23 protein-coding genes and 1 tRNA gene are annotated in these 26,995 nt (G+C 47.8%); 7 read left to right on the plus strand and 17 right to left on the minus strand.

What is annotated here, in order from left to right; all coding sequences use genetic code 11:
* Window positions 1–55 precede the first annotated feature (55 nt).
* The gene (asd, locus tag GMA8713_RS09095; protein ID WP_062708258.1) at window positions 56–1,174 is read left to right on the plus strand and encodes an aspartate-semialdehyde dehydrogenase; all 1,119 of its coding nucleotides are present in this window, start codon (window positions 56–58) and stop codon (window positions 1,172–1,174) included.
* A gap of 136 nt (window positions 1,175–1,310) precedes the next feature.
* On the opposite strand, the gene sodB is transcribed toward asd, so the two are convergent.
* Complete coding sequence (gene sodB, locus GMA8713_RS09100; protein WP_062708262.1) at window positions 1,311–1,895, minus strand: superoxide dismutase [Fe]; 585 nt, start codon at window positions 1,893–1,895, stop codon at window positions 1,311–1,313.
* A gap of 261 nt (window positions 1,896–2,156) precedes the next feature.
* On the opposite strand from sodB, the gene GMA8713_RS09105 reads away from it, so the two are divergent.
* Window positions 2,157–2,495, plus strand: coding sequence for a Grx4 family monothiol glutaredoxin (locus tag GMA8713_RS09105; RefSeq protein WP_046302831.1), 339 nt, complete (start codon window positions 2,157–2,159; stop codon window positions 2,493–2,495).
* Between the two features lie 66 nt (window positions 2,496–2,561).
* Here GMA8713_RS09105 and GMA8713_RS09110 read toward each other — a convergent pair whose 3' ends face one another.
* From GMA8713_RS09110 to rnt, 5 genes are all read right to left on the minus strand, one after another.
* Window positions 2,562–3,884, minus strand: coding sequence for a Na+/H+ antiporter family protein (locus GMA8713_RS09110; protein ID WP_062708265.1), 1,323 nt, complete (start codon window positions 3,882–3,884; stop codon window positions 2,562–2,564).
* Between the two features lie 165 nt (window positions 3,885–4,049).
* On the minus strand, window positions 4,050–6,401 hold the full coding sequence (locus tag GMA8713_RS09115) for a VolA/Pla-1 family phospholipase (RefSeq protein WP_062708268.1): 2,352 nt from the start codon (window positions 6,399–6,401) through the stop codon (window positions 4,050–4,052).
* Window positions 6,402–6,423: 22 nt separating this feature from the next.
* Entirely contained in the window at window positions 6,424–7,662 is a 1,239-nt protein-coding gene (locus tag GMA8713_RS09120) for an outer membrane protein transport protein (RefSeq protein ID WP_062708271.1), read from the minus strand.
* A gap of 444 nt (window positions 7,663–8,106) precedes the next feature.
* Complete coding sequence (locus tag GMA8713_RS09125; RefSeq protein WP_062708274.1) at window positions 8,107–9,393, minus strand: outer membrane protein transport protein; 1,287 nt, start codon at window positions 9,391–9,393, stop codon at window positions 8,107–8,109.
* 291 nt (window positions 9,394–9,684) lie between these two features.
* Window positions 9,685–10,356 (minus strand): ribonuclease T, encoded by a 672-nt coding sequence (rnt, locus tag GMA8713_RS09130; RefSeq protein WP_062708346.1) that lies wholly within the window; start codon window positions 10,354–10,356, stop codon window positions 9,685–9,687.
* 164 nt (window positions 10,357–10,520) lie between these two features.
* Here rnt and motY point away from each other — a divergent pair, with 164 nt between their 5' ends.
* Window positions 10,521–11,399 (plus strand): flagellar protein MotY, encoded by an 879-nt coding sequence (gene motY, locus GMA8713_RS09135; protein ID WP_062708276.1) that lies wholly within the window; start codon window positions 10,521–10,523, stop codon window positions 11,397–11,399.
* A 63-nt stretch (window positions 11,400–11,462) separates the two neighbouring features.
* Here the strand turns inward: motY and GMA8713_RS09140 are convergent, their stop codons facing one another.
* The 3 genes from GMA8713_RS09140 to GMA8713_RS09150 all read right to left on the minus strand — a co-directional run bounded on the left by GMA8713_RS09140 (window position 11,463) and on the right by GMA8713_RS09150 (window position 16,117).
* Window positions 11,463–14,360 (minus strand): HD domain-containing phosphohydrolase, encoded by a 2,898-nt coding sequence (locus GMA8713_RS09140; RefSeq protein ID WP_062708279.1) that lies wholly within the window; start codon window positions 14,358–14,360, stop codon window positions 11,463–11,465.
* 334 nt (window positions 14,361–14,694) lie between these two features.
* A complete protein-coding gene (gene gloA, locus GMA8713_RS09145; protein ID WP_062708282.1) occupies window positions 14,695–15,111 on the minus strand; it encodes a lactoylglutathione lyase in 417 nt (138 codons plus the stop codon).
* Between the two features lie 91 nt (window positions 15,112–15,202).
* A complete protein-coding gene (locus tag GMA8713_RS09150; protein WP_062708285.1) occupies window positions 15,203–16,117 on the minus strand; it encodes a LysR substrate-binding domain-containing protein in 915 nt (304 codons plus the stop codon).
* 125 nt (window positions 16,118–16,242) lie between these two features.
* On the opposite strand from GMA8713_RS09150, the gene GMA8713_RS27290 reads away from it, so the two are divergent.
* On the plus strand, window positions 16,243–16,410 hold the full coding sequence (locus tag GMA8713_RS27290) for a hypothetical protein (RefSeq protein ID WP_157515549.1): 168 nt from the start codon (window positions 16,243–16,245) through the stop codon (window positions 16,408–16,410).
* A gap of 27 nt (window positions 16,411–16,437) precedes the next feature.
* On the opposite strand, the gene nth is transcribed toward GMA8713_RS27290, so the two are convergent.
* The 8 genes from nth to GMA8713_RS09190 all read right to left on the minus strand — a co-directional run bounded on the left by nth (window position 16,438) and on the right by GMA8713_RS09190 (window position 23,720).
* Window positions 16,438–17,079, minus strand: a complete 642-nt coding sequence (gene nth / locus GMA8713_RS09155) for an endonuclease III (protein ID WP_062708289.1) — start codon at window positions 17,077–17,079, stop codon at window positions 16,438–16,440.
* Window positions 17,080–17,104: 25 nt separating this feature from the next.
* Window positions 17,105–17,797 carry an electron transport complex subunit E gene (locus GMA8713_RS09160; protein WP_062708296.1) on the minus strand — a complete coding sequence of 231 codons (693 nt, stop codon included), beginning with the start codon at window positions 17,795–17,797 and terminating at the stop codon, window positions 17,105–17,107.
* Entirely contained in the window at window positions 17,794–18,426 is a 633-nt protein-coding gene (gene rsxG, locus GMA8713_RS09165) for an electron transport complex subunit RsxG (protein WP_062708300.1), read from the minus strand. Before rsxG ends, GMA8713_RS09160 begins: the two co-directional genes overlap by 4 nt.
* Window positions 18,423–19,484 carry an electron transport complex subunit RsxD gene (rsxD, locus tag GMA8713_RS09170; RefSeq protein WP_062708302.1) on the minus strand — a complete coding sequence of 354 codons (1,062 nt, stop codon included), beginning with the start codon at window positions 19,482–19,484 and terminating at the stop codon, window positions 18,423–18,425. The genes rsxG and rsxD overlap by 4 nt, the downstream gene beginning before the upstream one ends.
* Window positions 19,485–19,486: 2 nt before the next feature.
* Window positions 19,487–22,051, minus strand: a complete 2,565-nt coding sequence (gene rsxC, locus GMA8713_RS09175; protein ID WP_062708305.1) for an electron transport complex subunit RsxC — start codon at window positions 22,049–22,051, stop codon at window positions 19,487–19,489.
* On the minus strand, window positions 22,048–22,632 hold the full coding sequence (gene rsxB / locus GMA8713_RS09180; RefSeq protein WP_046302845.1) for an electron transport complex subunit RsxB: 585 nt from the start codon (window positions 22,630–22,632) through the stop codon (window positions 22,048–22,050). The genes rsxC and rsxB overlap by 4 nt, the downstream gene beginning before the upstream one ends.
* Window positions 22,632–23,213, minus strand: coding sequence for an electron transport complex subunit RsxA (gene rsxA, locus GMA8713_RS09185; RefSeq protein ID WP_002541126.1), 582 nt, complete (start codon window positions 23,211–23,213; stop codon window positions 22,632–22,634). Before rsxA ends, rsxB begins: the two co-directional genes overlap by 1 nt.
* 431 nt (window positions 23,214–23,644) lie before the next feature.
* Window positions 23,645–23,720, minus strand: a tRNA-Asn gene (locus GMA8713_RS09190).
* Window positions 23,721–24,476: 756 nt separating this feature from the next.
* Here GMA8713_RS09190 and GMA8713_RS09195 point away from each other — a divergent pair.
* From GMA8713_RS09195 to GMA8713_RS09205, 3 genes are all read left to right on the plus strand, one after another.
* The gene (locus tag GMA8713_RS09195; protein WP_062708308.1) at window positions 24,477–25,244 is read left to right on the plus strand and encodes a class II aldolase/adducin family protein; all 768 of its coding nucleotides are present in this window, start codon (window positions 24,477–24,479) and stop codon (window positions 25,242–25,244) included.
* 33 nt (window positions 25,245–25,277) lie between these two features.
* A complete protein-coding gene (locus tag GMA8713_RS09200; RefSeq protein ID WP_062708312.1) occupies window positions 25,278–26,453 on the plus strand; it encodes a mandelate racemase/muconate lactonizing enzyme family protein in 1,176 nt (391 codons plus the stop codon).
* A gap of 131 nt (window positions 26,454–26,584) precedes the next feature.
* Window positions 26,585–26,995: transposase domain-containing protein (locus GMA8713_RS09205; RefSeq protein WP_198159441.1), on the plus strand; the 411-nt coding region annotated here is incomplete at its 3' end.

Raw genomic sequence — 26,995 nt, forward strand, 5'->3', positions numbered from 1 at the left:
GTCGTTAATTTTCAAGATAGAGGCAAAGCTTTAATAACATGGAGTGTGAGTGGGAATGAAAAGAGTAGGTTTAGTCGGCTGGCGCGGTATGGTTGGGTCTGTACTGATGCAGCGCATGGTAGAAGAAGGGGATTTCGATGTCATCGAGCCGGTATTCTACAGTACCTCTCAAGTAGGCATCCCTGCGCCGAACTACGGCAAAGATGCAGGTATGCTGCAAGATGCATTTGATATTGAAAGCCTGAAAACGCTGGATATCGTGATCACCTGTCAGGGCGGCAGCTATACCGAAGCGGTATATCCAAAACTGCTGGCTGCTGGCTGGAAAGGTTTCTGGATTGATGCAGCCTCTACGTTACGCATGAAAGATGACGCGATCATCACGCTGGATCCAGTGAACTTCAAACAAATTCAAGAAGGCATTCACAAAGGCACTAAAGCTTATGTGGGTGGTAACTGTACCGTAAGCCTGATGCTCATGGCAGTGGGTGGACTTTACCAAGAAGGTCTGGTTGAGTGGATGACAGCGCAAACGTATCAAGCTGCATCTGGTGCAGGCGCGAAAAACATGCGAGAGCTGATTTCCCAAATGGGTACCATCAACGACGCTGTGAGCATGGACCTAGCAAACCCTGCCACGTCTATTCTGGACATTGATCGTAAGGTTGCAGAAACCATGCGTTCTGGTGATTTTCCAACGTCTGAGTTCGGTGCACCGCTGGCAGGCTCACTGATCCCTTGGATTGATGTGAAACGTGAGAACGGTCAGAGCAAAGAAGAATGGAAAGGTACGGTTGAGACCAACAAGATCCTTGGCATTCAAGACAGCCCAGTACCTATCGACGGTACTTGTGTGCGTATCGGTGCGATGCGCTGTCACAGCCAGGCTCTGACGTTGAAGCTGAAAAAAGACGTACCAATGGACGAAGTTGAAAGCATCATTGCATCACACAACGATTGGGTGAAAGTGATCCCGAACGAGCGTGACATCACTGTGCAAGAGCTTTCTCCAACCAAAGTGACCGGTACACTGTCTGTTCCTGTTGGCCGTCTGCGCAAGATGGCAATGGGTAACGACTTCCTCAATGCATTCACCGTAGGTGATCAATTGCTTTGGGGGGCAGCAGAGCCTCTGCGTCGTACACTGCGCATCATCCTTTCTGAAGTGGCCTAAACGTTTAAACGTTACCTTCAGATTGAACAAAAGCCGCTGACTACAGCGGCTTTTTTGTGCCCGAACTTTGGTAAACCGCAAAAAAATACCCCACCGAGGCGAGGTATCTATCAAGTCTTAAGCGTTACGCTTGGAATTAAGCAGCCAGATTCTGTGCCACGAATTCCCAGTTAACCAGAGCCCAGAACGCATTCATGTAGTCTGGACGCAGGTTGCGGTAATCGATGTAGTAAGCGTGTTCCCAAAGGTCAACAGTCAGCAGAGGAGTTACACCGTCTTCAGTCAGTGGAGTTGCTGCGTTTGACGTGTTCACGATGTCCAGAGAGCCATCAGCTTTCTTCACCAGCCAAGTCCAAGAAGAACCGAAGTTGTTGATTGCTGAATCAGTGAACTTCGCTTTGAACTCTTCGAAAGAACCGAAAGATTTAGCGATTGCATCTGCAACATCACCAGTAGGCTCGCTGCCACCATTTGGGCTCAGGCAGTGCCAGTAGAAAGTGTGGTTCCAGATTTGCGCTGCGTTGTTGAAAACACCGCCAGTAGAAGTCTTAACGATCTCTTCCAGAGATTTGTTCTCAAGCTCAGTACCTTCGATCAGGCCGTTCAGCTTAACAACGTAAGTGTTGTGGTGTTTACCGTGGTGGAATTCCAGAGTTTCTTGAGAGATATGTGGCTCAAGCGCGTTTTTCTCGTAAGGAAGAGCTGGTAGTTGAAATGCCATTACTCGATTCTCCATGATAGGCGGGGTCGCCCCCTGACATTATTGCTTCCTGTAGATTTATCGTACACTCTAGGTTGTACCCATAAGTGGACGGATCTACTTATAGACCGACTGCGAGACAGTTTAGCAAGTTGTTACTTTATTAAAAGAATAATTTTAAAAAAAGCGGCGGATTTTGACCCTAAAGATTTTAGGCGTTTTTTTCCATCGCTAACACAGTTAGAATCGTTGTCATCATCACACTTGGTGTTCGAGGAAGTAATGGAAACTATTGATAAAATCAAACAGCAGATTGAAGAGAACGCAATCCTGCTTTACATGAAAGGCTCGCCGAAGCTGCCTAGCTGTGGCTTTTCTTCTCAGGCAAGCCAAGCGCTGATGGCGTGTGGTGAGAAATTTGCATACGTCGATATCCTGCAAAACCCGGATATCCGTGCTGAGCTGCCAATCTACGCGCAGTGGCCAACTTTCCCACAGCTGTGGATTGATGGTGAGCTGATCGGCGGTTGCGACATCATCCTGGAAATGTTCCAGAAGGGTGAGCTTCAGCCTTTGATCAAAAACGCAGCGACACGCCGCGACGCAGAAGAAAACAGCTAAGCGTTTTCCTTCTCATAAAAAAAAGCCGCTGACAAAATCGCGGCTTTTTTGTATCTGTCGTTCTGGTTACAGCGTCATCGCTGCAATCCAACCAAACGCAATCAGCGCCAGGTTGTAGTGGATAAAGGTTGGCACCACGGTATCCCAGATGTGCTCGTGCTGACCATCGGCGTTCAGACCTGAAGTTGGGCCCAAGGTTGAATCGGAAGCGGGAGAGCCAGCGTCACCCAACGCCGCCGCAGTACCTACCAAGGCAATGGTCGCCATCGGTGAGAAGCCAAATGCGAGTGCCAGTGGCACGTAAATGGTTGCAATAATTGGAATCGTTGAGAACGAAGAACCGATGCCCATAGTCACCAGAAGGCCCACGACCAGCATCAATAGTGCAGCCAGCGGTTTGTTGTCGCCGATAGCTGAAGCCAATGAAGCGACCAATGTTTCAACACCGCCTGTTGCTTTCATCACTGCCGCAAAGCCAGCTGCGGAAATCATGATAAAGCCAATCATCGCCATCATGTGAACGCCGCGGGTAAACACATCTTGCGTATCTTTCCACTTAATGACACCGCCAAAGGTAAATACCATAAAGCCAGCCAGTGCACCGACAATCATAGAGCCTGTGGTGAGCTGAACACCCAGTGCGGCGGCAATAGCGATCACAGCAACCGCAATATTCTGCGGTTTGAACTCAGCTTTTTCCGGCTCTGCAGCTAGGATCTTTTCTTCCGAATAGTGGCGAGGCTTGCGGTAGCTGATAAAGGCCGCAACCAACACACCAAACAACATTCCAGCCGCTGGTAGCAACATGGCTTGAGGAACCTGACTGCCGACGACATCCAGGCCGTTGTCGTGCAAATTCTTCAACAGAATATTATTCAAGAAAATGCCGCCAAAACCCACAGGCAACACCATATAAGGGGTGATCAAGCCAAAGGTCAGGACACAAGCTACCAAACGGCGGTCAAGGTTGAGCTTGGCAAACACATGCAGCAAAGGTGGAATCACAATAGGGATAAATGCGATGTGTACCGGAATCACGTTCTGAGACGAGATTGCTAATAGGCCAAGAGCCACAAGCACCATGTACTTCAACGCCGCAGAGGCATTTTGGCTTTCTTTACCATTCAGTTTCTTCACAACGGATTGCGCCAAAAGATCCGTGATACCTGAGCGGCTAATCGCTACTGCAAAGGTACCCAACATGGCATAACTCAGCGCGATGGTTGCACCACCACCTAAGCCACCTTCAAACGCAGAAATGGTTTCGGGCAGTGTTAGACCACTGACCATACCGCCCAAGACGGCACTAAATGTTAGCGCAACCACCACGTTGACTCTTAAAAGTGCCAACGGCAGCATCACGCAAACAGCAATAACAACTGGATTCATTACTTCCTATCCCTACAAACACCCAACGGGGCAAAATCTATCCCAAAAAGACGAAGATCACAGTTTGCTGATATTTTTTACATTGTCGAGGGGAATTTGAAAGGAATTGGTGTGCGGCGAAGAAAGGCCAGCGGATGCTGGCCTTTTGGGGTGAATATATTGCCGTTATTCAAGCACGTTCTGGTCGCTAACGCCGTAGGTAGAGGTACCACTCAGGAATTGAGCCAACTGGCTGTGCATTTCTGTCATGTGAGGCAAATCAGTCTGGTCATCATTTTGGAACTCAATGACCGTGCTGTGTTTCGCAACGTCATTGAACTTGGTGAAGTTACGTGTTCCTGACGCAGCAGGCGATGTAACATTCACAATATTCAACTGTTGTTTGGTGGCAAGAGGTTCAGTACCGGCGAAGGGAGCATTTTCTACGCTATTAGGCACAGTGTCGTCATTCTTTACCTGCTGCATGTAGACAGGGAGTGCGTTTAACACGCTGCTGCCATTGAGATCTAGCTCTCCGATCATGTTATATGGATCGACTGTATCGATAACCGTTTGCGCGGCATAAGCAAATTGGCTAACTGCAGTTTGCGCATCGATATCAGGTGCGGCAGTGGAGACCTGTTCAATAATATCAGGTCCGAATGTATTAGAGCCCAACAGTAAATTGGCTATTTGTCCCCCAGTGTTTGCGGCTGCGATACGAGAAAACTTAAATAGGGCGTCGCCGTTTGCGTCATCAAGCGTATTGTTTGCCGATACCACAGTACCAAACCCTGTAATCCCACCTAATGAATGTCCAAACAATGATGGTGGTGTGGTGGCAGTATTATCAAGCAGTGCTAACGGTGTTCCAGCTAGTGCTCCTTCTAACTGCATACGCGTCAACGACGCTCGTAAGCCTAGGTTATCAATCATACTTTGGCGCAGATTGTCACGTCCAACAGGGAGATATGTGAGATTTAAAAATGCCGTGGCGTCAGCATTTGCTGAACGTGTTGCATCTAAGCTTCTTGCTCCGTGAAGTGGCTGATCAATTGCCATGATAGCGATATCTTTAGGCGAGCCGTTGATAATGTTGCTGGCAAATGCATATGCATTTTCTTTTGCAGAGGTAATACCATGTTGGTAAATCACCAGCTCTATAGGGCCAGTCGCTCCAGTTGGAGTGAACAAAATGAATGGGACATCTTCAAGTGATTTAACCTGTGGTACTGGGTTGTAGCGGGTGATAATGCGCTCTGCATCAAGTTGTGAACCATCGGCTTTCGTGAGCGTCAAACCGACAAGCTTGAGCTGTTCGTCCACGTCATCAGCAAGCTTCGATAGGTCAATACCAGCAGCGACAAGTTGTTGAGCGACAGCAGCAGCATCATCCTGATCATCACCGTTAAGTACATTAGAGACGATGGCTAAACTTGGCATACCAGCTTCAAATGGTGTCGTATTCCAGTTTGTAGAATCTTTCTCAAGGAAATAAGGTAATTTAACGGTGCCCTTACTGACAGTCACGGTGTTTGGAGTACCGTTTTGATATGCGCCTAAAAGTAACGCTGCACTCTCATTGTTGGGGTCAATGTAGTTTGAGAAATTGCTATCCGCTACTAAAGCCGTTGCATAATCAATACCTGAGTCGGAAAAAGAGAGTGTATAGGCGGTGCTTAAGTCAACATTATTAGGATTTGCAGACCCTTTCCAAACGAGATTGTAGTTTCCGTTTGCACCAGCAGGATCAGAGCCTTTAGCAACTGCTCCTTTAGTAGCATATACAACATCACCTACGGATTGAGTCGTAAACCATGTGCTGTAAATAATCGACTCACTGGATTGACCCAAAAGCCTGAATATGCTGTTAACGCCTTTAGTTACAGCAGCCACAGTAGGGATGATATCGCTGGTGGTAATGTTGTCCGTCTCTGTTACTAACATTGCGTACGCAGTGGACATACCAACAGCATCACCGTTTACATCTTTAAGGTCATTAGTCAAAGCAATGATGTATTCGCTTTTTTCTTCGAGGGAGTTAGCAAACTGAATAAACAGTTGGTCATCACTCGCCCTACTGCTTACTTGATAGTCAGTGCCATTAACAAGAAGTTTCTTAAGTGATGGTGAACCAGTCAACTTATCGGTGAGTTGGGCAACAATTACCCCTTCAGTTATCTGCCTATCTCCAAGTCCGGCCCCTTCAAACTGCATCGCAATTGGCATTGAAACCGACCATCCGTCCATAGTATTCATAGCTGCGCGAGGATCGGAAAGGCTTGCGGAGTCAGTAGGGATTTTTAAGGTACCGTCGTTGGTGTCCATCAGGGCAAAGCTTGGACCCGGAATATTGGCGCTGTCTCCTGATAGATGGAATTTTACTTTTGTTGGGGCGTTCAAGCTGTCTTGGATATGTTTTTCTTCAAAAATACTGTTCGGTGAACCACTTAGTTCTGATTCGCCACAGCCAGTCAAACCAATAGCTAGTGAGAGGGCTACCGAGAGTTTAGTTTTGTTTAGCATTGTAATATTCATTAATTTATCTCCCTCACCAACATTAAAACGTATAGTTAGCTTGGATGGCTGCGATATAAGCAGATCCCTTACCATCGAAAGTAAACTCTCTTCCCGAAACACTGCTGGTTTCTTTGAATGAAGAGGATTTACTGTGGATGTAGGTGAGGCCAGCATCTATAGAAAGTTTCGGTGAGTATTGATATGTGGCACCGCCCGAAAACCAGTAACGGTCTGTATCAGGGATACTCAGTGTGGACTTACCTGCTTGCTCGTCAAATGCGAAACCAGTTCGCATCGTCCAATCTTCATTGAGTGAGTATGTTGTACCAATGGAGTAACGCAACGAGTCATCATATTTCTCATTCTTGTAGAAGCAGATGCCATTCGTTTTAGAGCAACCACTACCTGTTGCTTTTAGTTCAGTGAAACTGCTCCATTCGGACCACATGACACTATAATGCACTGCCCAAGTGTCATTTAGTTGATGAAAACCGGATACTTCAAGTATGGCAGGTAGTGGCACGCTCAAGTCACCTGTAGCTTTACCATCTCCTGGCACGATGTTTCCAGAGTAATCCTTAAAGTCGCCTTCAAAATCGAGGCCGATCTCTGAACGGTAAGCAATACCAAATCGATTGTTATTATTGAGTTCGTATAGCGCACCAACATTCCAACCAAAGCCCCAAGTGGTGCCTTCCATACTGATTAGCTTGTCGCTAGCGTTTGTAGGTGCAGGGAAACCAAAATGACGATTAAGCTCCGCAATAGCATAAACAATATTAAGACCAGCACCGATGCTGAATTGATCATTGAGTTTATAGGATACCGCCGGGTTTAGGTTTACAGAGACTAACGCTGTGTCACCAGCCAGATCCCCGGCCAAAAATTCATCAGGGTAATCTGTTCCGACCCCGTAAACAGTGTACAGCCCAACACCCCATGCGAGTTTTTCATCAATAGGGCTGACGTAAAAGCTTGCAGGTACGAATTGAATTGGAGCGACGTCTGAAGCCTTCTGGCCAGTTGATGTTTCGGTAATGTCTATTTCCGGGTTTACGATGTGAAGAGCCCCCGAAGCTTGTGCAACTTCAAACTGTGACATCGAAGCCGGGTTGCGTGCCATGACCGATGCATTATCGGCAATAGCAGCCTCACCGGCATAAGCCCTACCTAATCCGCTGGCAGAATGTTCTGATACCTGAAAACCCGCACTCCAAGCACTTGGGGCGGTGAGAGCAATGGCGACCGCTAGGGCGCTTCTTGATAGTTTTTTTGACATACAGCCTCTCGTCCAAATTGAGTTATCGGTCAATAATTAACCAAAATCCAATATTTTCAATAAGTTGGAAAAACGTTGCAACCTATAGCAATTTGTTATGATTACTGGTCGGATCTTTACGATGCTTAATATGTCATGACATGCATTGATGTTAAATAGGTGTTAAATACGACATGAGTGCCTGAATTTTCGGTATTTTATGCCTATTTTTAAAACTTGAGTTTTAAGTAAATACACTAAAACAGGCTGGGTTTTTCTGAAGTGCTTGTATTAACGCGTTAATGAATAGAAACAAAGTGGTTGGATTCTAAGCGTGCGTTTGAATTTGACGTGAAAACTGAAGAAAATCAATTCACGGCTGTTACCGGTGAATTTCACTTTTGTGACTAAAAACAAAAAAGCCGATTGCAAAGAATCGGCTTTTCTCGTTTGTGAAACAGTTACTTAGAAGGTGTAGTTTGCGCTAAGAGCGTAAATGTAAGCATCACCGCCAGCGGTAAAGTCATAGCTTGCGACGGCACCTCCAGGTAGGTTTTCGCTTTCCGTACCATTTACGTCGTCGCCACTCAAATAAGCGAAACCAGCATCAATACTTAGGTTGTCTGTGGCATAATAAGTTGCACCTAAGCTGTACCAATCACGCTCTGTATCTGGAATGCTAAGCGTTCTATGGGCATCTGGAACTGGACTTTCATCTTTTGCATAGCCCGCTCTTAGTTCCCATTTATCATTTAGGTAGTAGGTTGCTCCCAAGGAATAGCGCCAAGTGTTTTCCCATTTTTCGTCTTTCTGGAGGCATACTCCTTGCCCTGACAAACTGAGACATTGAGAGCTTGTTGCTCTGAGTTCTTGGAAGCTACTCCAGCCAATACGCATTGCACTGTAGTGAACCGCCCATTGTTCCCCAAGCTTGTGGAAGCCAGAGAATTCGAAAATATCCGGAAGGTTAAGCTCTAATTCACCTGCTACGGTTCCTGTTGCGGAAGTCCCTCTGTAATCACCCTCAAGGGTTATATCAACTTTTGAGCGGTAGCTAGCGCCTACTCGGTTGTTTTCATTAAATTGCCAAAGTGCACCTGCATTCCAACCAAAGCCCCAACCGTCGCCAGCCAAATATGAAATCTCATCAGTTGCTGACCCCCCTAAAACAAAGCCGCTACTAAGGATACCTTTTTGACGTTTTAACTCAGCATCTGCATATACTGCGTTGAGGCCAACACCAAGGCTCAACTGATCGCTAACTTCGTAAGCAAGGTTGGCATTGAAGTCTACTGTCAATAATTCAGTTTGCCCCCCGATTGCACCAGCTGGTGAATCTGTTGGGTATTCTGTGGATAGACCAAAGTTGGAAAAAGTTGAAAAACCAACCGCCATTTTATCATTCAGCGGACGAACGTAGTGAAAGTTTGGAACCAGAGCGTCTGGAGCAACGTCACTATGCTCGTCGGCTCCTAGAGTGGTTCCGTTTAAAGAAGCGTCGCTAACTTTGGCATCCACATCCGGCTGGATAAACGAAAGACCACCCGACACTTGTGCGGCATCGAACATAGTCATTGCTGCAGGGTTTCGGACAGCGACTGCGGCATTGTCAGCGATTGCTGCTTCACCGGCAAATGCGCGACCTAAACCGCTGGCGGAATGTTCACTGATTTGGAAGCCAGCGCCATGGGCCTGAAATGTGGCCAGCGCAATGGCTGTTGAAAGTAGGGTACGTTGCGTTACACGTTTCATTTGGAATTGCCTCTCTGTCACTGCCTTTTTTATTTTTGTCGTCTTCGACATTAGCCGCTCAAAACTTTTCAGCGCAGGTGTCGAATCGTTCTAAGACAGTATACGTAGCAATTTACCAAATGTTGTAGTTTTGTTATCAATAGTTTGCGCGAGATCTAGGCGCTAAAAGAGCAGTTGTTGAGAATAATTTCAGACTTTTGTTTAAAACGATTGATTTGACTGGTAAAAAAAACGGCAAAACACCTTTAAATTTATGCTATTCCGCCATTTTTCTCGAGTTTCACTGAACTGCTATTCGTCTGCGCTTTGTTCGGATTCTTCGTCCGCTGAAAAAATTGGCCAGCCGCCTAATTTCTTCCATTTGTTAACGATCTCACAGAAAAGTTCGGCAGTACGTTCTGTATCGTAAAGTGCTGAGTGCGCTTCACGGTTATCAAAAGGGATAGCTGCGGTTTGACAGGCTTTTGCCAGCACGGTTTGTCCAAATGCCAATCCGCTTAGTGCGGCAGTGTCAAAAGTAGCAAATGGGTGGAATGGATTGCGTTTTAGGTGGCTGCGCTCCGAAGCGGCCATCACGAAGCTGTGGTCGAAGTTTGCATTGTGCGCGACCATGATGGAGCGCTGACAACCTGCCGCTTTCTGCTCTTTGCGGATCAGTTTGAAGATTTCTTTCAACGCATGCTCTTCTTCAACGGCGCCGCGTAGCGGGCTGAAAGGATCCTTAATTCCGTTGAACTCCAGCGCCTCTTTGACGAGGTTTGCACCTTCGAACGGAGAAACATGAAAGTGAATGGTTTTATCAGGAGAGAGCCAACCGTCTTCGTCCATTTTCAATGTGACAGCGCAGATTTCCAGCAGAGCGTCTGTTTGGGAATTAAATCCAGCGGTTTCAACATCAATAACAACGGGAAAATAGCCACGAAATCTTGCTTTTAGCGTGTTCAGGTTGGTTTCTTGGGTCATGCTTCGGATAACTTGTGAAAATGAGGCGTGCATTATGTCAGAAGCTGACTGGATTTTCATTTTCTAGTTTTGACGCGAGCGATTAAAATAAGGCTAAAGATACGGGCTCGCCTTCCGATAAGGTAAGCAATACCGTCCCACTTAGTCACAGGAACAGCCCCAGTATGAAGAAAGCATCGCTTTTGACATTATGCATTGCCGCAAGCTTTGCGCCGCTATCGGCGTCTGCGAGCAAGTATTACGGAGCGAAGCCTACGGAATCCGTCTGGAAGGTGAAGGTAGATACACCGATCGAGTGCCGTATTGAGCATATGATCCCAAACTACGGTATGGCGACATTTACTTCGCGCGCCAGCAAGAAAATCAATCTGGATTTTGAGTTGGAGATGCGCCTGGCAATGGGACAAACGCAAAATGTCTCCTTAGTATCAATGCCTCCGGTTTGGTTTGCTGGTGAGCCTGCGGAATATATCGATCGCTTGCGTTTCTATAAGCAGTTTAATGGCTACGTAGATGGGCAGACAGCCTGGAGTATGTTGTCTGAACTAGAAAATGGCCGTTACCCGACCTTTAGCTTTAAAGAGTGGCAAAGTAAGGGGAAGCGGGTCGATATTGCTTTATCCTCAGTCTCCTTTCAGCAACCGTACAACGAATTCAGTAGCTGTGTGGCGCGTCTACTGCCTTATTCTTTTGAAGACATTGCATTCACCGTACTTCATTACAATGAGAACGGTGATGAGCTGAACAAAGCCTCTATGTCGCGACTCGCGCAAATTGCAGAGTTTGTCCGTTACAGTCCGGATATCGACTTAGTGTTGATGGCGACCTATACCGATGGCCGCGGGGCGAAAGCAGCTAACCAGAGAATGTCTGAAATCCGCGCTGAAAAACTGGAGCAGTACTTTATGTCATTGGGATTGCCTAAAGACAGGATTCAGGTAGAAGCTTATGGTGAGCGTCGCCCAATTGCCGAAAATGAAAGTCCAATCGGCCGAAACAAAAACCGTCGTGTAGTGATCTCGCTGGGTCGAACAATTATCTAGAGTGAATACCTAAAACCTCATTATTAAGAAAAAGCCCCGCTGATTGCAGCGGGGCTTTTTCTTTTATGCAGTTTCAGTTTCTTTTTCCGGCTTTGGAGTGATGATAGCCATCAAGGCTTCTTCATTGACCTCATCATGCTGCTCTATTGGGAGGTACTGCTCTGCATAGTGGATATAGATTTTCTCTTCAATAAATAGTCGGAAAAGTTGCTCATCGATATGTTTGTCTTTAGCCATAAAGGCCAGGATTTTAAGAGCCTCGCTAAGTGTTTTGGCCTTCTTGTAAGGACGATCACTCGCGGTAAGGGCTTCAAAGATATCGGCCACTGCCATGATACGTGCATCGACTGACAGCGAGCTTTCATCTAGTCCGTAAGGGTAACCTTTACCATCCAGCTTCTCATGATGCCCGCCTGCTATTTCCGGAACTCGTTCAAGGTGCTTAGGATAAGGCAGTTTCCGAAGCATATTGATAGTCTGGATAATGTGATCGTTGATGATAAAGCGTTCCTCTTCGGTCAAGGTGCCACGCTGTATAGAGAGGTTATAGAGTTCACCACGATTGTACTGAAGCTGTGGCACCGGCAGTTTGAACTCCCAATCCTTGAACGTATCGAGCTGCTGCGGCAGCCATGGGATTTTTTGGTCAACAGTATCCGAGAGGACATACTCTTTACATGGCAGCATTAAGCTTCCGCGGGCAGAACGTCTTGCTTCCTCTTCCCATGAAAGTCCTTGAATATCGTCGATGGTACGCATCCAAGTGCGTTCAGCAATTTTCTCGAGTTTGGCGATGTTACTCTTATCCATAAACTCTCCGCCGACGTTGCACTTGGCGATGAAAGCAAACTCTTCGTCGAGGGTTTTATGTTCTTCTGCTAACCAAGCATCCAGTATTTCTGAGCTTTGACCTTCCAAACGTTTTTGCCAATATGTGATTTCGGCATCGCGCTTTAGTACTTCGAAACGAGTACGGACTTCGTGGATACGGTTGTACATGGTCTCAAGCTTGGTGGCTTTGTCCACGACAAACTCTGGTGTGGTGACCTTACCACAATCGTGAAGCCAGGCCGCGAAGTAGAGTGCTTCGCGTGACTGTTCGTTCAATGTGAAATCTGGGAAGCGTTTCTTATCTTTGCTGGCTGCCTCGGCGAGCATAAAGGTCAGCTCAGGTACACGCTGACAGTGACCGCCCGTATAAGGCGATTTGGTATCGATAGCCGATGCCATCATTTCAATAAAGGATTTGAACAGTTGTTTTTGCGCAGCCACACGATCCCAGTTCTCTTTGATTAGGGAAGCGAAGCCCAAGAATTGGCGGATGAATTGAAGCTTATCATCCTGATCGTTTCCTGGGCAGCCATTGAAGCCCATCAAGACATAACCGACACAGTCTTTATCGCGATTGTACAATGGAACCAGCCATGCGTGTTTCAGCGAATCAGGCAGTAGTCCGCGTTCAATATCTGAGGAAGACGGTTTAAAGCTTAAGAAGTGTTGTCCCTGCAGTGCTTTTTCCATATCTGGCGAGTCAGCAAGTAGCTTCAGTAAGTCAATCTGGTTTGCTTCTGTCTGGCAAGGATACTGGGCTGTCAATGTCAGTTTATCGTGGCTTTCAGAAGAATGGGTCCAGAGCATGACGTAATCTGCACCTGAAGTTTGCTGACAATGAAGCGCGATGTCTGCCATCAACGAATCGAAGTTAGAGCTGTTGGAGACACGGTGCAGGGTTTGAAGGAAGTTCTGAATGGTTTCAGACATCATGTGAACGGATTCAGAAAGCTCACGGACTTCCACAATCTTTGAGGTTGGGGTGGAAACACTAGAGAAGTCAAGTCGGCGAATCTTCTGGGTTTCGTCAACCAGAACTTTCAGAGGATTAGCGATACGTTTAGATGCCCAAAGTACCATGAAGGTACCGATTAAGAGACCGAACATACTAATAGTAATTTGGTTGTTTCTCGCCTCAAGCGCGCTCTTAATCATCAATCGTTCTGGAATAGTTTTTGCCAGCCACAAACCTCGTTCGCCGCCAAAACTTATCCTGACCAAGTTTAGTGCCCACTTTTCTCCATTGTGATGAATCGTGGTATTTGATTCCTCCCAATCGCTGGTTTTAAAAAGGTGGTAAAACGGCGAAGCAGACATTGCTTCTAGATATATGCGCTGGTTCATACCTGAAGATGAATCAGGGAGAAATCCTGTGTGGGCGAAAACGCTTTTGTGGTCGTCCAAAAGCATGAGTTGGGTCTCTTCAGTGTCAACCAGGGAGTAGAGAAACTTGTTCAGCGAATCGAGTGTGATATCTACCGCGAGAACGCCGTTAATCTTGGCAAATTTCCGTGTCAGTGTGATCCCCATACGCTGGATAAACAGGTAAAAATATGGGTCAGTGACATGAATGCTTCCATCTTCAGGTGCGGCTTTGTACCACGGGCGTTGAGTTGGCTTGTAACTGATAAGGTCAGTATCAATTCGGATAGTTTTAAGATTTCCGTCGTATTGCGTCCGGATCTGGTGACCGACTTTGCTGTTGATATCCACCATGATATGACTGTTTTCTGGGGTGGAAAATTGTTCTTTCATAAAGTCGAGTTTGGTCGATCGGATGAATGCTGAACTTTCGTTGGGATAGCCGACATAGACTGATAACACGTCAGGGTTGCGCTCAAGAATAGCATTGATACTGGATAGCCAGCCATCGTCATAAGAGGCATATAAGCTATGGCCGAAATCTGAGTTGGCTAGCGCATCCATGGCGGTAACCACGGGTGAGGTCAGCTTTTGAAAGGAAAGCTTTATACGTTCTGCATTTTGCGCAGTGCGCTCTGCTGCCAATTGTTGATTGAGTTCTTTTGAGTTTTGGTAACTCAACACAATGAGTAGTGCAGAAAGCAGGGATACAACAATAAAAAAGATGCCCGCGATATGTATTTGAAGGGTGTAACGGCGCTTAGCCATGATAGTCCATCATCTTATTTATGAGACAATCGGTTAAGACTACCAGACAGTATCCGGTTACAAATTTTTTTGATGAGGCCTTTGAATTAAGTCACGAATATTTATAACTAAACAACCTGAAGAAGCAGGATTCAGGTTGCTTGGGTATATCGCAACTAAAAACGTTGCCATCACATCAAGCGGTTATTGTTTATACGCTTTTCCCACTGTCAAATGTTTGGGTAGATGATGGGTTCGGTTTTTAATGCATGGATAAGTATGTTTATTTTTAAGCTTAAATGTGGGCGAGGAAGACTACACCTCCCAATGAGAGGTGCAGTGAAGAGGAAGCTTGCTAGTTACCTAGGCCTGCAGAAGCGCTCTTGTTTTGGACCAGCTCGATTTTGTAGCCATCTGGATCTTCTACAAAGGCGATTTCAGTGGTGCCGCCTTTTACTGGGCCTGGCTCACGGGTGATGTTGGCACCTGCTTCACGCAGTTTGTCACAAGTCGCGTAGATATCGTCTACACCAATTGCAATGTGGCCAAAAGCAGAGCCGTGCTCATACTCAGACGTGCCCCAGTTATAGGTCAGCTCAATCACTGCGCCCTGTGATTCATCACCGTAGCCAACAAAAGCCAGTGTGTACTCGTACTGCTCATTTTCGCTTTTACGCAAAAGCTGCATGCCCATCACGTCGGTATAGAAGGCAATTGAACGATCCAAATCGCCAACGCGGATCATGGTATGCAGAATACGACCAGTGCTCATGACATTCTCCTTAATTGTATTGTCGCGCCCAGTTTACCAACAAAATTTTCGTAACCCCAAGAGCCTTAAGTAAACAGATCCTCTGAAGGTTTCAGCGATATTGTGACTGTTCCAACTCACGGAACAGCCAGTTTCGAAATGCTTCAATGCGCGGAAGCCTTGAAGATGCGCCGTCATACAACAAACTAAACTGCATGCCGGGCGTCAGCCCGATATCAAAGGGTTTGACCAGAAGACCCTGATCGATAAGTGCTTTCGACAGGCTTTCCGTTCCCAAACATACACCGTGACCCGCAATCACTGCATTGAGCGCCATATCGAATGTAGGTACTTCCATCCATCGCAGTGCGCTGTTATCGAACTTCACACCGGCTTTTTCAAACCACTTTGACCAAACTATCTCTTTAGAATTCACGCCATGTATCAACCAACACCGCTTGAGTTTTTCCGGGGAATCAAACTGTATAGAACGGGCAAGCTCAGCGGAGCAAAGTGGGTAAACCTCCTCTTGATATAGGTGTTCGCAACGAATGCTCCCCGCTGTGTCACTCTCTGTGATTTTGCCCTGCCGAATGGCTAGATCAATATCGCTGTGTAGGATCGCCACCCGTTTGATATCGCTATGTATGTGAATCGTTATGGTGGGGTTTTTCAACGTAAATCGCCATAGTCTCGGCATTAACCACAATGAAGCGAACGAGGGTGGGACGGTAACGGTCAACACGCCTTCCAGAGGTTCGGTCTGAATACGGTTTAAACCGACGATAATCCTTTCAAACCCTTCGGTAATAGGTGCAAGCAGCTGGTGGCCTTTATCGGTGAGCTGCATTTCCCGCCCATTTCTAAAAAACAGCTTACAGCCAAGGTTATCTTCCAGCCCCCTTAATTGTTGGCTGACGGCTGCCTGGGTCACATTCAACTCTTTTGCTGCTGCGCTGTAGCTTTTTAGTCTCGCGGCAGCTTCAAAGTAACGGAGTGCACTGAGATAGCGAAGTTGCTTGTCCATAAGTTCAGCTTATATCTGTTGTCAGATTTCATCGTTCGTGTTGAGTACAAAATACTAACAAAATGACATTAAACCATAACAACAGAGAACAAATGATGCGACCGTCAGCAAGGAGGGCTAGAAATATGATTATAGAAAAAATGCTTAAAATAATTGGGTTAGGAAGTGGTTTTAGGGAGCGTAAAGTCGTGATTAAGAGCGACGGAATGAACTGCCACTTGAAGAAAGATATTGGAATCCATGATCCGCAATGCGGTCACGGTAACAACCAAAACTATCAGAAATATTTATAAAGAAGGCTGCCAATGGCAGCCTTCTTTTTATTCATCTGGGTAAATCTTTTCTTTGAAGTCGCAGAGGTCTTCAATGATACAACTGCCACAACGCGGTTTCCGAGCCACACAGGTGTAGCGGCCGTGCAGAATAAGCCAGTGGTGGACATCGACCTTGAACTCCTTTGGGACGACTTTCAGTAGCTTTTCTTCTACCTGATCGACGTTTTTACCCATTGCGAACTTGGTACGGTTTGATACGCGAAAAATATGGGTGTCTACCGCAATGGTTGGCCAACCAAAGGCGGTGTTGAGCACGACATTGGCAGTCTTTCTACCCACGCCTGGTAGAGCTTCCAGCGCTTCGCGGTTTTCAGGCACTTCACCACCGTGTTGTTCAACGATGATGCGACAGGTCTTGATGACATTTTCTGCCTTGGAATTAAACAGGCCAATGGTTTTGATGTATTCCTTTACGCCATCAACCCCAAGGTCTAACAACGCCTGCGGCGTATTAGCCACCGGATAGAGTTTATCCGTCGCCTTGTTCACGCTTACATCCGTTGCCTGCGCCGAGAGCAATACCGCAATTAGCAACTCAAACGGTGTGCTCCAGTTTAGTTCAGTTTCCGGGTGAGGGTTTTCTGCTCTTAATCGCTCCAGTATCTGAACACGTTTTTCATTATTCATTGCTCATCCATTGAATGCTTAACTTTTAATCAGTGGACGTGATTCGAACACGTTCGATCACGGCTTTCTCTTTTGGTTGTTTCTTCGCTTGCTTTTCGTCAATCACGTTCTTTATAGCGATGAGGAAACCCACAGCCAGGAAAGCGCCCGGCGGTAGCATCGCCAACAGGAATGGACTATCAAAATGGAACACTTCTATACGAAGTCCTGCAGCCCAATCACCAAGCAGTCGGTCAGCACCGTCAAACAAAGTACCGTTACCCAGTACTTCGCGAATGGCACCCAGTACGACCAGCGCTGCAGTCATGCCCATGCCCATCCAGAAGCCATCTAACACCGAAGGTAATGGCGTATTCTTGGAGGCGAACGCCTCTGCGCGGCCGATAATGATGCAGTTGGTCACGATCAGGGGAATAAAGATACCCAGTGACTGATAAAGGCCGAATGCATAGGCGTTCATCAGCAGCTGGACACAGGTTACCAGTGACGCAATGATCATCACGAAGATAGGAATACGCACTTCTTTTGGTACATATTCGCGCACCAGTGAAACAGTCAGGTTCGAGCCCACCAGAACCAGCAGCGTTGCGATGCCAAGCCCTAATGCGTTGGTCACTGTCGCGGAAACTGCAAGCAGTGGACAAAGACCCAGAAGCTGCACTAGCGCAGGGTTGTTGGCCCACATTCCGTTTGTCATTAACTCTTTATTCTGACTCATGATGCAGCTCCACAATTCAGAGGTTGGCGGACAATAGTGTCTTTGTTCTGCATGGCATACCAAGCAGCATTTTTCGCTGCGCTAACGACGGCACGTGGTGTGATGGTGGCACCGGTGAACTGGTCAAACTGACCGCCATCTTTGTAAACCGCCCATCGTTTATCGTCTTCACTTTCGATATTTTTACCACTGAAAGACAGCACCCAATCAGAGACATTCAGGTCGATTTTATCGCCAAGACCCGGGGTTTCGTTGTGGCTCAGCACGCGAACGCCGAGCACAGTGTTGTTGGTATCGACGCCCACCAAGACTTTGATGGCGCCGTTATAACCGTCCGGTGCAATGGCTTCGACTGCCATGGCTGTTGGCTCACCGTTTTTGGTGGCAATGTAGATTGGCATTGGTTCACTGGTGCCAAGGTTTGGGCTGGTCACCAAAGTACAGGTTTTTGCCAACGCATTGTCATGCATGTCCTCTGGGATTACTTGATTTAGCACCCGTAAAAGCTGGATACGTTGCTGCTCTGCGATGGTATCTTTCGTCAGTGTATTGGTGACGGCGACTAAGCCTGTTGAAAGCAGTGCCGCCAGCGCAAGGATTGCGCCATTATTTCGCATCGCGCGGATCATTTGCTTTCCTTCCTGTAACCGTAAGTGGTTGGTTTGGTGTAGTAGTCAATCAACGGTACGCACATGTTTGCGATAAGCACGGCAAACGCTACGCCATCTGGGAAGCCGCCAAAGGTACGGATCAGATAAACCAACGCGCCGATCATTGCACCAAAGATCAGTCGGCCTCGCGTAGTGGTTGAAGCGGAAACTGGGTCTGTGGCAATGAAGAACGCACCCAACATGGTGGCACCCGAGAAAAGATGCATTAATGGCGAAGCCACGCCATCTGGGCTGATTGCATAGCCTACCAAGCTGAACACAAAAAGAGATGCCAGCATAGCAACGGGGATTTGCCACTGGATAATCTTCTTCTTCAGCAGAATAAGACCGCCAACAAGGAAGGCGACATTCACCCAGCCCCAACCGATACCTGCAAAGCTACCAAACACTGACTTCTCAACCGCCTCAAAGACGGTTTCACCGACCAGCAAAGAGGTCTTAATGGTATCCAGCGGCGTCGCCATGGTTGAGCCATCTACAGCAATACGCAGTTGGTTCACGCTAAAGCCATCAGTGGTGAGGCCAGTAAAGATAGCGGCGAAGCTGTCAGTAAAGCCAAGTGGCTGAACCAACAATTCAGTTGGTGGCAGCCAGGTGGTCATTTGAACCGGGAACGAAATCAGCAGTACGACATAAGCGACCATGGCAGGGTTGAACAGGTTCTGGCCCAGCCCACCATAGAGATGTTTAGCAATGACGATGGCGAAAAGTATACCGATAATCACAATCCACCATGGTGCGAACGGTGGAATGGCGATACCCAGAAGCACACCCGTCAGCAGTGCTGAGTGGTCTTTAAGATAGCGTTTAACAGGACGGCCGCGCAGAGCCACAACAGCCGCCTCTGCAGCCACCGCAGTCAGTGCTGCCATGGCTACCTGCAGTAAAACACCCCAACCGAAAAAGTAACAAAGCGCAGCGATGCCGGGCAAAGTACACAGTATCACTATCATCATGATGTCGCTGGTGCTCTTGCGACTGTGGCTATGCGGGCTACTGGCGATAAAAAAGGCCACGATTACTCTTCCTCATTCTTATTCTTCATTTGCACTGCCTTTCTCGCTTTAGCGCGTGCAATGGCAGCAGCAACCGCTGCTTTCTTGGGATCTTCTTCAACGGGAGTGTCTTCCGAAGGTGCTGGCTCATCTGCGAGTGTTTCCGCCTCTGCCTGTTGTGCGGCTTTGCGTGCTTTTGCACGGGCAACGGCAGCAGCGACAGCGGCTTTCTTCGGATCGTCTTCAGCGGGAGCTTCTTCTACCGGATCAGCCTCAACAGCAGGCGTTTCAGCTTCTGCCTGTTGTGCGGCTTTGCGCGCTTTGGCACGGGCGATAGCAGCAGCGACAGCGGCTTTCTTAGGATCGTCTTCAGCAGGAGCTTCTTCTACCGGAATAGCCTCAACAGCAGGCGTTTCAGCTTCCGCCTGTTGTGCGGCTTTGCGTGCTTTGGGGCGGGCAACGGCAGCAGCGACAGCAGCTTTCTTTGGATCGTCTTCAGCGGGAGCTTCTTCTGCCGGATTAGCATCAACAGCAGGCGTTTCAGCTTCTGCCTGTTGTGCGGCTTTGCGTGCTTTGGCACGGGCAACGGCAGCAGCGACAGCAGCTTTCTTTGGATCGTCTTCAACAGGTGCTTTTTCTGCTGATTCAGATTCAGCAGCAGGGGTAACCGCATCAGCTTGTTGCGCTTCTTTGCGAGCTTTGGCTCGGGCAATGGCAGCAGCAACAGCGGCTTTCTTCGGATCTTCTCCTGTGGCGTTGTTATCAGAAGTGGATTCAGACTCGCTTTGCTGAGCAGCATTACGTGCTTTAGCGCGGGCTATCGCTGCCGCAACAGCGTCTTTCTTGTCGTCTGTTGCGTTTTCAGTTTCTGATTCCGACGCCTTTTGTGCTTTACGTTCACGAGCCTGACGCTTGCGTTCTTCGCGCAGCTTCGCCATTTCACTGTTATCTGGCTCTGCCTGACCTTGTGCGGCGGCCTCTGCCTGTTTGGCTTTTGCTTTGGCAATAGCTGCAGCCACCGCTGGTTTCATTGCCGTAGCTGCAGATTCGTTTTCTGATTTGGCTTTCACGCGTGCGATGGCAGCAGCAATCGCATCACCATCACCGGACTTCTCCATCGCTTTACGACGGTTTTCCGCGGCTTGCTTATGGCGTTCTTCACGTGCTTTTTTGTCACGTTCCATACGCGCTTTTTTGGCTTCGAAACGCTCTTTAGCGCGCTCGGCGGCTTGCTGCTCCGCATCGCGCGCGCGGATTTGAGATTTAGCCTGACGGTAGTATTGCACCAGTGGGATTTCACTTGGGCAGACGAAGGCACAGGCACCACATTCGATACAATCGAATAGGTTGTACTCTTCGCACTTGTCGTAATCTTGATCTTTGGCGTACCACTGAAGTTGTTGTGGCAGCAGCGAAGCAGGACAGGCTTCTGCACAGGCGCTGCATCGGATGCAGGCCATCTCGCCCTCTGACGGCGCAATTTCGCGACGCGAAGGCACTAACACGCAGTTGGTGACTTTGGTGACGGGCACGTTCGGATGCGGAATGGTGTAACCCATCATCGGACCGCCAATGATCACGCGCTCTACTTTTTTGTCTGCTTCATAGCCGTGCTTATCGAGCAAGAAACTGACAGGCGTGCCAAGCAGCGCCCAACGGTTGCGTTGTTCTTTCAACGTGGTACCTGTCAGGGTGACGACACGTTCAATCAGCGGCTCGCCATCAATGACAGCGCGTTTAATGGCGAAGACTGTACCGACGTTTTGCATCATCACGCCGATTGCGGCAGGGATGGCTTTTGCAGGTACTTCTTTACCCGTGATGAGTTTGATGAGCTGCTTTTCACCGCCAGACGGGTATTTGGTCGGAACTACCTGAACGACAATGTCAGGTTTACCCTGTGTCGCCAATTTCAGGGCGTCAATCGCTTCTGGCTTGTTGTCTTCCAGTGCCATGACGGTGAGCTTCGGGCTCACGATATGCTGAAGGATCTCAATACCTTGAACAATTTCATCTGCGCGCTCTTGCATCAAACGGTCATCAGCGGTGATATAAGGCTCACATTCAGCACCGTTGATGATAAGAATTTCTGTGCGTGCATGGCCAGTTTGCAGCTTGCGGGCTGCTGGGAAACCTGCGCCACCCATGCCCGCGATACCCATCATGCGGACATGATCGATCAAAGCCTCGTCAGAGACTTCGCGGAAATCAGCCAGTGCGTTTTTCTCGCCCCAGGCGTCTTCGAAATCCGGTTTGATCACAATGCAGTTATCGGTCAGGCCAGAGGCATGGGCGATAGTGCGAGGCTCAATAGCAACCACTTCACCGGAAGTTGGTGCATGAACTGGACAGCATTGCAGAACGTCTGACTTGGTCAGTGGTTGCCCTTTCAGTACCTTATCGCCAACATTGACCAACAGTTGGCCTGCTGTGCCAATGTGCTGTTTGGTTGGCAACACAATTTCATTTGGGATATCGGCAGGCAAGATGGAAGTTTCGCTCGACTGGCGTTTGTTTTCTGGTGGGTGAATACCACCGTGAAAATCCCAGACATGTCCCTGTTTGATTTCTTCGATTAGGGTGATCATGCTTGTTTGACCCCTTTATCTTCATCGACAGAAAGTTGAACAACCGGAATTTGGTCAAGTTGCCATTTCCAGGTTTCAGGCGTGGTTTGGACAGGGATCATTTCAATACAGTCAGTGGGGCAGGGGGCGACACAAAGGTCGCATCCAGTACATTCATCTTTGATAATGGTGTGCATGGCTTTGGTACTGCCAATGATGGCGTCGACCGGGCAAGCCTGAATACACTTGGTACAGCCAATACAATCGTCTTCGTGAATGAAGGCGACTTTTTTTACGCTCTTTTCTTCATCGTGCGCAGATTCTGTGGCTTCCACCCCCATCAGGTCAGCAAGCTTCTCGATAGTCGGCTGACCACCTGGAGGGCATTTATTAATGGCGTCACCATTGGCAATAGCTTCTGCATAAGGTCGACAACCAGGGTAACCACATTGTCCGCACTGTGTTTGCGGAAGGATGGAGTCAATCTGATCGACGATCGGATCCGCCTCGACTTTAAAACGCACAGAAGCAAAGCCCAGCAAAATACCGAATACAGCTGCGAGGACAGCGATAGCAATAATCGCAATCAAAATTCCAGTCATTACAGTTTCACCAACCCTGTAAAGCCCATAAATGCCAATGACATCAGTCCAGCTGTGATCATAGCAATCGACGCACCACGGAATGGCTGAGGAACATCAGCCGCAGCAATACGCTCACGCATCGCCGCAAACAAAATCAATACGAGGGAGAAGCCAGCTGCCGCGCCAAAGCCATAAATGATAGATTCGATAAAGTTGTGGCGTTCATTGATATTCAGCAATGCGACACCCAACACGGCGCAGTTTGTTGTGATTAGCGGTAGAAAGATACCCAACAAACGGTAAAGCGTTGGACTGGTTTTATGTACGACCATTTCAGTGAATTGCACGACGACCGCAATCACTAATATAAAACTCAGTGTTCGCAGGTACTCGAGGCCCAATGGAGCCAAAATGTAAGTCTCGACCAGGTAAGCACTCACTGATGCGAGTGTCAGTACGAACGTGGTCGCAAGCCCCATCCCAATGGCGGTTTCAAGCTTTTTGGACACGCCCATAAATGGGCAAAGGCCGAGGAACTTAACCAGCACAAAGTTGTTCACCAGGACGGTGCCGACAAGAAGCAGTAAATACTCAGTCATGCCATTCTTCGAAAATTCTAAAGAGATCTTTGTATTATCGGCCTTTGAAGCCGCTATAACAACAGATTGGGGAAAGGGTTTTTCACTAAAATTGCCATACTGGACAAACTTTGTCCGGATCTGGGCGGTAACATACCGTCTATATAATAGGTGGTAACAATTTGTGTGCGTCATATCTACAACACAAATACAGAAAAACCCAGTACTAGGCTGGGTTTTCGAAAGTGGCTCCCCCTGCTGGACTTGCGACGGGGCTGCCTAGGTCAGCGACATATCGCGAAGCGACAATCCTGACGGCTAACTCGTTCTTAAACAAGTTAACGAAAAGTGGCTCCCCCTGCTGGACTTGCAACGGGGCCGCCTAGGTCAGCGACATATCGCGAAGCGACAATCCTGACGGTCAACTTGTTCTTAAACAAGCTAACGAAAAGTGGCTCCCCCTGCTGGACTTGAACCAGCGACATACGGATTAACAGTCCGCCGTTCTACCGACTGAACTAAGGGGGAATCGCTCAAAGCGGGGCGAATCTTAGCTATCGCCCTGTAGGCTGTCAACCACCGAAAACGCACATTTTGAGGAATTTAAATCATCTGCTTAATGTACGATCAAGATTGGCTGATTTTTTGTTCTGTGGGCTTTGTATGCTGCAAATAAAGGCTTGGTTCTCTGTCTATTTAAAAAATTTCAATCGCCATCACCACATCCCTAAAAGTCTATGTGTTTGCGTATGTCTTTACGTTTCTAAAACGGGTCTAACCTAGATTGGACAAAACTTAAACAGTGTTGGAGTCAGATGTGTTTGCTCGGTGGCTCAAATGCGCTAAATAGCATTGGGATGAGGTAAATTAACAGTGTGATATACCTCTCATAAGTGCTTTTCATGTGCGATCAGTCGATTTACTGTTGAATATAAGAAAAAGGGTTTGACATTTTGGAACACTTTTCTGGTTTGCCTTCGCGAGGGTTACCCACAAAATCTGTGGATAAGTGTGTTAATCAACACTTTTATCCCCATCAGATCTCATTGTTGAGTATGCTGAGTAGAAGAAGAATTGAACGCTTTAGTACGAAAAGCTTTAAATACAAAGTGATTGAGTGATTTTTGTCCAGTCGATCGTCGGTAAATGATAATTTCGAGTTGTGCACATTGCCTGTGTTAATTATTTTCTTCCCAAGGCCGCACAAATTCGCCAGTTATTTGCCTGTCGAGCACAAATAAGACAAGCTGAAAGGGCAGGGAACAAGCAAAAAAGGAATAAATAGTGGAAGCGCTACCCAAACTGAACCTCAAAGGAAAAATCAGCGAGATTGAATGGCAACGTCGAGTCGACCTAGCGGCTTGCTATCGTCTCGTCGCCCATATGGGCTGGGATGACCTTATCTATACCCACCTCTCTCTACGCATTCCTGATACCGATACCTATCTGGTGAATGCCTTTGGTGTGGCATTTGACGAAGTCACCGCGTCAAATCTGGTAAAAGTTGATTTGGATGGAAATATCCTCGACGACACCCCTTTCACGATTAACCCTGCCGGTTTCACCATTCACAGTGCGATCCATGAAGTACGTTCTGATGCGCACTGTGTAATCCACCTGCACACCAATGAAACCATTGCAGTCGCGAGTCAAAAAGAGGGTTTACTTCCACTTAGCCAGTATTCGATGTTCTCACTGCCCTCGCTTTCTTATCATGGCTACGAAGGTCTTGCGGTAAATGCAGATGAGCGAAAGCGATTGCAGGAAGATCTTGGTAACACCAATCATATGTTGTTGGTCAACCATGGTGGTTTAACATTAGGCCCAACCGTGGGCGACGCCTTCATGCGTTTTTACGATATGCAGCGTGCTTGTGAAGTTCAGTTAATGTTGCAGGCAGCAGGCAAAGAGGCCGTTTCTGTGCCTCAGCCTATTCAGGATAATATTTTTGCGCAGGCAAATGTTGTTCATTCTGGGGCGACGGGTGGACAGCTTGCTTGGCCATCACTTCTTCGGAAAGCTTGGCGCCTTGACCCAAGCTTTATGGAATAAAGACAAAATAAAAAGACGATTTGGAGTACATGGATGAAAGTCACGTCAGTCGAAGTTTTCGATATTCATTGCCCGGAAAGACCACCTTGGAACCCGGTATTTGTGCGTATCAACACTGATGAAGGGATCAGTGGTGTCGGTGAGGCAGGTCTTGCTTACGATTTGGGGCATAGCGCAGCCGCAAACATGATTAAAGAAATGGCCGAGGCATTCTTAATTGGTCATGACCCATTCCAGACAGAAATGTTGTGGTCGCGTATGTTGCGAGAGAGTTTCTGGGGATTAGGTGGTGGTCCTGTTGTCTACGCCGCGATGAGTGCGATTGATACGGCGCTTTGGGATATCAAAGGCAAGGCGCTTGGACTCCCTGTCTACCAACTGCTGGGTGGTAAGGTAAATGACAAGCTGCGTACCTATGCTTCTCAGCTTCAGTTTGATTGGGACAAAGAGTTCAAAGCACTGTCTCAGCCGGAAGAGTATGCAGAAGCGGCGCTTAAAGCGATTGCCGAAGGTTATGATGCGGTCAAGGTTGACCCCATCATGTACGACAAAGATGGGAACACCTACTACGAGCGCACCAAAATCATTTCCCGCGCAGAAATGAAGCTGTACCGCGCGCGTATGAAAGCCATTCGTGAAGCGGTAGGTGACGAAGTGGATATAATTTTTGAATGCCACAGCTTGCCGGGTGCAACAACGGCGATTCAGCTGGGTGAGATCGCTGAAGAGTTCGACTGCATGTATTACGAAGAGCCGGTGAACTACCTCAACCATTCCCTGCATAAAAAGGTGGCTGACCGCGTTAACGTGCCCATTGCCGGTGGTGAGCGTTTGTATAACCGTTGGGGTGTGCGCCCGTATCTGGAAGACCAAAGTGTTGACGTGCTGCAGCCAGATATCGGCCTGTGTGGCGGCTTTACTGAAACGAAGAAAGTCTGTGATTACGCAGACATCTTTGATGTTCGCATTCAGGCGCACGTTTGTGGTGGCCCTGTGGCGACTGCAGCGTCTTTGCACCTGGAAACCGCCATTCCTAACTTCCTGATCCACGAGCATCATACATATGCGATTAAGTCGTGGAACCGCGAACTGTGTATTCAGGACCCTCAGCCGGTGAATGGCTTTTTTGAGGTCTCGGAAGAGCCGGGTATCGGCATTGAGTTGAACGATGAAGTTGTCATGCGCTCACCACGTATTGAGATTAAGTAATCGCGTGATGGGATACTGATGAAACAACCCGCCTTTGAGCTAACACCGATCAGTTAAGGCATTGATCAGTTGAACGATCCTACAGATGGTTAACAATACCCTCAGTACACTAATTGCTGAGGGTATTTTTTATGTTGGCTCACTGGCTGATTGATGTCGATACGTTTGCTGCACCCGAATCAATGGCCCTCTTCCAAAAAGAACTCCCGCTCGAATGGATAGAGCAAGCCCTTGATTCGACCAACAAAGCCAGTATGAGACGGCGTAAGTTACCCGCCGAACTTGTCGTTTGGTTGATTGTCGGTATTGGCTTGTATCGGGATAAACCCATCACGGAAGTTTTAGATAAATTAGACCTCAAGCTTTCCAACCACTTAGGGGATTCTGTTGCACCAAGTGCTATCCCTCAAGCGAGAAAGCGCCTCACCGCCCAACCTTTGGAAGCGCTTTTTAAACTGACAGCAGCCCATTGGACCCAGCAGGAAGATAGCGATGACAAATGGTTTGGCCTAAGTTTACTTTCAGTCGACGGCACTCAGTTC

The sequence above is a fragment of the Grimontia marina genome (assembly GCF_900060185.1).
Taxonomy (GTDB): Bacteria; Pseudomonadota; Gammaproteobacteria; order Enterobacterales; family Vibrionaceae; genus Enterovibrio; species Enterovibrio marinus.

Coding starts and splice junctions, on each gene's coding strand:
- GMA8713_RS09120 (WP_062708271.1), bottom strand. CDS start 7,662: ATGTCAAAAAAACTATCAAGAAGCGCCCTAGCGGTCGCCATTGCTCTC.
- rsxB (WP_046302845.1), bottom strand. CDS start 22,632: ATGACTGGAATTTTGATTGCGATTATTGCTATCGCTGTCCTCGCAGCT.
- rsxC (WP_062708305.1), bottom strand. CDS start 22,051: ATGATCACCCTAATCGAAGAAATCAAACAGGGACATGTCTGGGATTTT.
- GMA8713_RS09140 (WP_062708279.1), bottom strand. CDS start 14,360: ATGGCTAAGCGCCGTTACACCCTTCAAATACATATCGCGGGCATCTTT.
- nth (WP_062708289.1), bottom strand. CDS start 17,079: ATGAATAATGAAAAACGTGTTCAGATACTGGAGCGATTAAGAGCAGAA.
- motY (WP_062708276.1), top strand. CDS start 10,521: ATGAAGAAAGCATCGCTTTTGACATTATGCATTGCCGCAAGCTTTGCG.
- rsxG (WP_062708300.1), bottom strand. CDS start 18,426: ATGATCCGCGCGATGCGAAATAATGGCGCAATCCTTGCGCTGGCGGCA.
- sodB (WP_062708262.1), bottom strand. CDS start 1,895: ATGGCATTTCAACTACCAGCTCTTCCTTACGAGAAAAACGCGCTTGAG.
- asd (WP_062708258.1), top strand. CDS start 56: ATGAAAAGAGTAGGTTTAGTCGGCTGGCGCGGTATGGTTGGGTCTGTA.
- GMA8713_RS27290 (WP_157515549.1), top strand. CDS start 16,243: ATGATTATAGAAAAAATGCTTAAAATAATTGGGTTAGGAAGTGGTTTT.
- rnt (WP_062708346.1), bottom strand. CDS start 10,356: ATGACCCAAGAAACCAACCTGAACACGCTAAAAGCAAGATTTCGTGGC.
- rsxA (WP_002541126.1), bottom strand. CDS start 23,213: ATGACTGAGTATTTACTGCTTCTTGTCGGCACCGTCCTGGTGAACAAC.
- GMA8713_RS09105 (WP_046302831.1), top strand. CDS start 2,157: ATGGAAACTATTGATAAAATCAAACAGCAGATTGAAGAGAACGCAATC.
- gloA (WP_062708282.1), bottom strand. CDS start 15,111: ATGAGCACTGGTCGTATTCTGCATACCATGATCCGCGTTGGCGATTTG.
- GMA8713_RS09110 (WP_062708265.1), bottom strand. CDS start 3,884: ATGAATCCAGTTGTTATTGCTGTTTGCGTGATGCTGCCGTTGGCACTT.
- GMA8713_RS09150 (WP_062708285.1), bottom strand. CDS start 16,117: ATGGACAAGCAACTTCGCTATCTCAGTGCACTCCGTTACTTTGAAGCT.
- GMA8713_RS09115 (WP_062708268.1), bottom strand. CDS start 6,401: ATGAATATTACAATGCTAAACAAAACTAAACTCTCGGTAGCCCTCTCA.
- GMA8713_RS09125 (WP_062708274.1), bottom strand. CDS start 9,393: ATGAAACGTGTAACGCAACGTACCCTACTTTCAACAGCCATTGCGCTG.
- GMA8713_RS09160 (WP_062708296.1), bottom strand. CDS start 17,797: ATGAGTCAGAATAAAGAGTTAATGACAAACGGAATGTGGGCCAACAAC.
- GMA8713_RS09200 (WP_062708312.1), top strand. CDS start 25,278: ATGAAAGTCACGTCAGTCGAAGTTTTCGATATTCATTGCCCGGAAAGA.